Source organism: Roseibium sp. RKSG952, from assembly GCF_009711355.1.
In genome coordinates this window covers 1-3,958 of the sequence record NZ_SMMF01000680.1, presented here as the reverse complement: position 1 = coordinate 3,958, position 3,958 = coordinate 1, and the positions used below count along the sequence as shown (strand labels likewise).

Genomic DNA, 3,958 nt, shown 5'->3' with positions numbered 1-3,958 from the left:
ATCCCGCCGGATGGCATTTTCACCCCGAACGGAAACCCTCAAAGCCCCATAGGAGCGCTCCGGACTGCCAGCGCAACGCTCAAGTGTGCCCTGTCAATCCCATAGCCGTCGCACAGACACAAACCAGCGGTCTGATGCATAATCCGGGCTAGTGAAAGACAAATCGGGTGGTTGGCTTTCACTGGTGCAGATCCTTGGCGACAAGCAATATGGCAGCAATCAACAAAGCGGCAGCAAGGGCGAACGGCGCACCGGGAAATTGTATGAGCGTCTGGGGTGTTGTGAATACATGATAGACTTGGGTCATAACAAGAGGGCTGAAAATCAATGATATGCCAGCAAGTGCTGCTACGATCCCTTGAAGATCGCCCTGGGCATTGTCACTGGTCCTGTTCGCCAATATTCCGTTGAATGCAGGGGAGGAAAGTGCTCCAAGGGCTGCGATTGGGATCACGGCAAATGCCAACCATGTTTGCGACGTAATCGCAAGAATCCCCAATGCTATAATGCCGGATAACATCCCAAGCGCCAGTGTTGTGTTGAGACCTAGCTTTCGCGAGAGGACACGTGTCAGGTAGCCTTGGACAAACGTGTAACTGAATCCGTAAAACGCGAGAGAAATGCCGATTTGAGCCGGTTTCCAGCCCAGGGTGCCTTCCGTGAAATAGGCCCATACTGCCGGATACACATTCTGTGCGAGCATGTAAAAAAGCAGAGCAAGAAGGAGGGGCCGTTGTTTGCCCGGGACGGCGAGTGGCTTCAATGCCATAAATGGATTCGCACATTTCCAAGTGAAGCTTCGGCGCTTATCCATGCCAAGCGTTTCGGGAAGGACGGCAACCCCGTACAGCAAACTGGCTGCGTTGATGATGGCCGCCGCATAGAAAGGGGCCCGCAAGCCAAGTTCAACGATGAGTCCTCCGATAGCGGGGCCGATTACAAATCCGAGACCGAACCCCGCTCCAATAAGGCCGAAATTGGCCGCGCGGTCTTGCTTTTCGGAAACGTCCGCAATGAAGGCAGACGAAACAGCGAATGTTGCGGCGGAGAATCCCGACAAAATGCGCCCGGCAAAAAGCCAGAACAAGTCTGGGGCCAATGCCATAATAATGTAATCGAGAACCAAAAGACCTAAGGAGAGAAGTATAACAGGACGTCTTCCATGTTTGTCAGAGAGGTTTCCGACAGCTGGCCCGGCCAAAAACATGATTACGGCATACATGCCGGTTAGAATTCCGCCCCAACTGGCTGCTTGACCGATCGTTCCTCCTGTTAAGTTCGTTATAAAAGATGGCAATACAGGCATTACCATGCTGGCACCCAGTGAGTTAACAAATACAACCGTAAAAATAAAAAAAAGTGCGTAGCGATTATTGTTTTTACTATTCGATTCTAAGGTTAGTGACGACATTTCGAGATCCATGATCTGCTTTGGGTGCAAGAATCATTTATTTAAAATGACTATATTTAATGCGTATAGATTGCATTATGAATGATTGCACCTTCATCGAGCGGCTTTGCCCACAAAGCGTTGGAGGATGTTTGCAAAAGGATATTTTGTCATATCAGCTCCTTATTGGAATGGCTGATCACGAAAGGCCCGGGTGAGGCATGTTCGAAAGTCTTTCTAAGACAATATTATAAGAAAATACGACATTGTAGAAAATAACTATTAAATATTATTAACTAGAAAATTTAGACAGTGTAAAATTTACTATAGTCACAACAGCGATGTCTGAGAGAGCGCTGATCCCCAGATGCTGTAACCATCGTCAGTGCCGTAATCTCTGCATCAGGAGAGTGCGCAATGAATATGAGTTCGCTTTCTATAGATACGATTGGCCAAATCCTTGAATTCAGGGCCAAATCGACACCCGAGAGACTAGCTTACAGATTTTTTTCATTTCCCGAAAAGGACTGCCCTTGCGAGGTTTCCTTGACGGATGGGCAATTGTTCAAATCAGCGTTGAAAATTGCGAGCGCAATTAAGCATCGGCTATGTACCGGTGACCGTGCTTTGATTTTGTGCGCGCCGGGACTTGACTACATATCGGCGTTTTTCGGGTGTCAGCTGGCCGGTGTCGTTGCAGTTCCAGCTTACCCCCCAAGAAACACCAAGCATATGGATCGGCTTTATTCCATCCTGGCCGATGCGCAAACCTCGACAATTCTATGCCAATCGGATCAGTTGGATAAATTGGCTGAAGGCAATCTTGATCTTGTGTTCCTTCCGGTGGATGAAATAATAAAACAGGAAACGTTATGCGATGTAGTTGAGTTTAATAGTGGTTCTCTGGCCTTTCTCCAGTATACGTCGGGAACAACTGGAAAGCCCAAAGGGGTGGCTGTCACAAACCGGCAGTTGCTGGCAAATGCAGAGCGTATCCACGAATACTTTGGCCATTCCCGAAGGGAGGCAGGAAATCCGGACGAGGCCATGTGTGGATGGTTGCCACCCTATCACGACATGGGTCTTGTTGGAACGATCCTATATCCGATGTTCGCCGGGATGCCGTCTTATTTGATGGGACCGGCCAGCTTTATTCAACAACCCAAAAGGTGGTTGTCATTATTGTCTGAGACAGGGGCAAGCATCACAACGGCTCCAAATTTTGCATGGCAGATGTGCTGCGACAAGATCGAAGATAGTGAGACAGCATCGCTTGATCTCTCGCATCTGAAACATGCGCTCAACGGAGCAGAACCCGTGCGCAAAGGTACCTTGGAAGCTTTTAGCAGGAAGTTCGCTTCTGCAGGCTTTGAGGCAAGCCGTTTCCGCCCCGTCTATGGAATGGCGGAAACGGTTTTGATCGCCAGTGGTCAACTGGTAGACGAAACGGGAACAACGGTTCGTTGGCAAAAGACTTTAAAGGATCCCGATCGGTTCTCATCAAAGAGACAGGGAAAGAACGCCGGGCGTGAACTCGTCTCGTCCGGTGTCCCTGTAAGCGGGCATGAGGTCATGATTGTCGATCCAGATACGCGCGAACCGAAAACGGAAGGGCTGGTCGGAGAGATCTGGGTATACGGGCCATGTGTTGCTTCTGGTTACTGGAACAAGCCTGAAGCGACCGAAGAGGTTTTCCGGGCGCGGCTTGCAGGCGATGACAGTGGACGGACCTGGTTACGAACCGGTGATCTGGGGGCGATAGAGGGCGGTGAGCTTTATGTGCTGGGCCGGATCAAGGAAATGGTCATCGTCCGGGGCCAGAACCACTATGCGATGGATCTGGAAATCACCGCCAATGACAGCGATCCATTGCTTGGTCATGACTGCACGATTGCTTTCGGAATTGACCACGATGGCGATGAACAACTGGTTCTGGTGCATGAATTAAGCCGGTCCTCCTTGCGCCGTTTTGATCCGAACAGTCTGGCAAAGGCCATGCGCCGGGCGGTGCTCGAGCTCCACGAGATTGATGTTGCGGCCATCGTGTTCATTCTGCCTGCAACACTTCCGAGAACCACCTCCGGGAAATTGCAGCGCGCAAAGGCCCGCCAGCAGTTCGAAGACGGAACGCTCGCCGAAGTGGCGCGATGGGAGGCGGCAGGCGATGTCTCGGTCCTGACCGACCCCGGTGTTATCCGCCGTCTCGCAGGGTTTGACCGCAAAACGGATATTCCCGCAAGCGATGGCATAGGCAAGCTACTTTCCGGTCTGCCCGGATTGGAAGACATTCGCAGTTTCTGGTGTCTGGAAACGGACGGTCAGGTCCGGCTCAGGGTCGCCGTGGCGCGTGGGGCCGGGGCTCCGTCCCGGATCGGCCTGGCTCAGGAGGGGGACGGCCGGATGCGGTTCGGGCTGTTCTTTTTCGGATCCGATGATGCGGATGCTGGCGACGACAGCGGCTACAATTTGCTCCTTAAAGCGGCTGACCTTGCGGATGAGGCCGGCCTGGAGGCGGTCTGGACCCCGGAACGGCACTTCGGCCAGTTTGGCGGCCACTATCCGAGCCCG

At 52.0% G+C, this 3,958-nt stretch carries 2 protein-coding genes; one reads left to right on the top strand and one right to left on the bottom strand.

Annotated features, from left to right (window positions below; genetic code table 11):
* Positions 1-178: 178 nt before the first annotated feature.
* On the bottom strand, positions 179-1,423 hold the full coding sequence (locus tag E1297_RS03765; protein ID WP_155134082.1) for an MFS transporter: 1,245 nt from the start codon (positions 1,421-1,423) through the stop codon (positions 179-181).
* Positions 1,424-1,807: 384 nt separating this feature from the next.
* Between E1297_RS03765 and E1297_RS03760 the strand changes: the two genes are divergently transcribed.
* A partial coding sequence (locus E1297_RS03760; RefSeq protein ID WP_155134079.1) for a fatty acyl-AMP ligase occupies positions 1,808-3,958 on the top strand: 2,151 nt, incomplete at its 3' end.

Bases quoted from the DNA above. Each gene is read 5' to 3' on its own strand.
- E1297_RS03765 (WP_155134082.1), bottom strand. From the start codon at position 1,423: ATGGATCTCGAAATGTCGTCACTAACCTTAGAATCGAATAGTAAAAAC.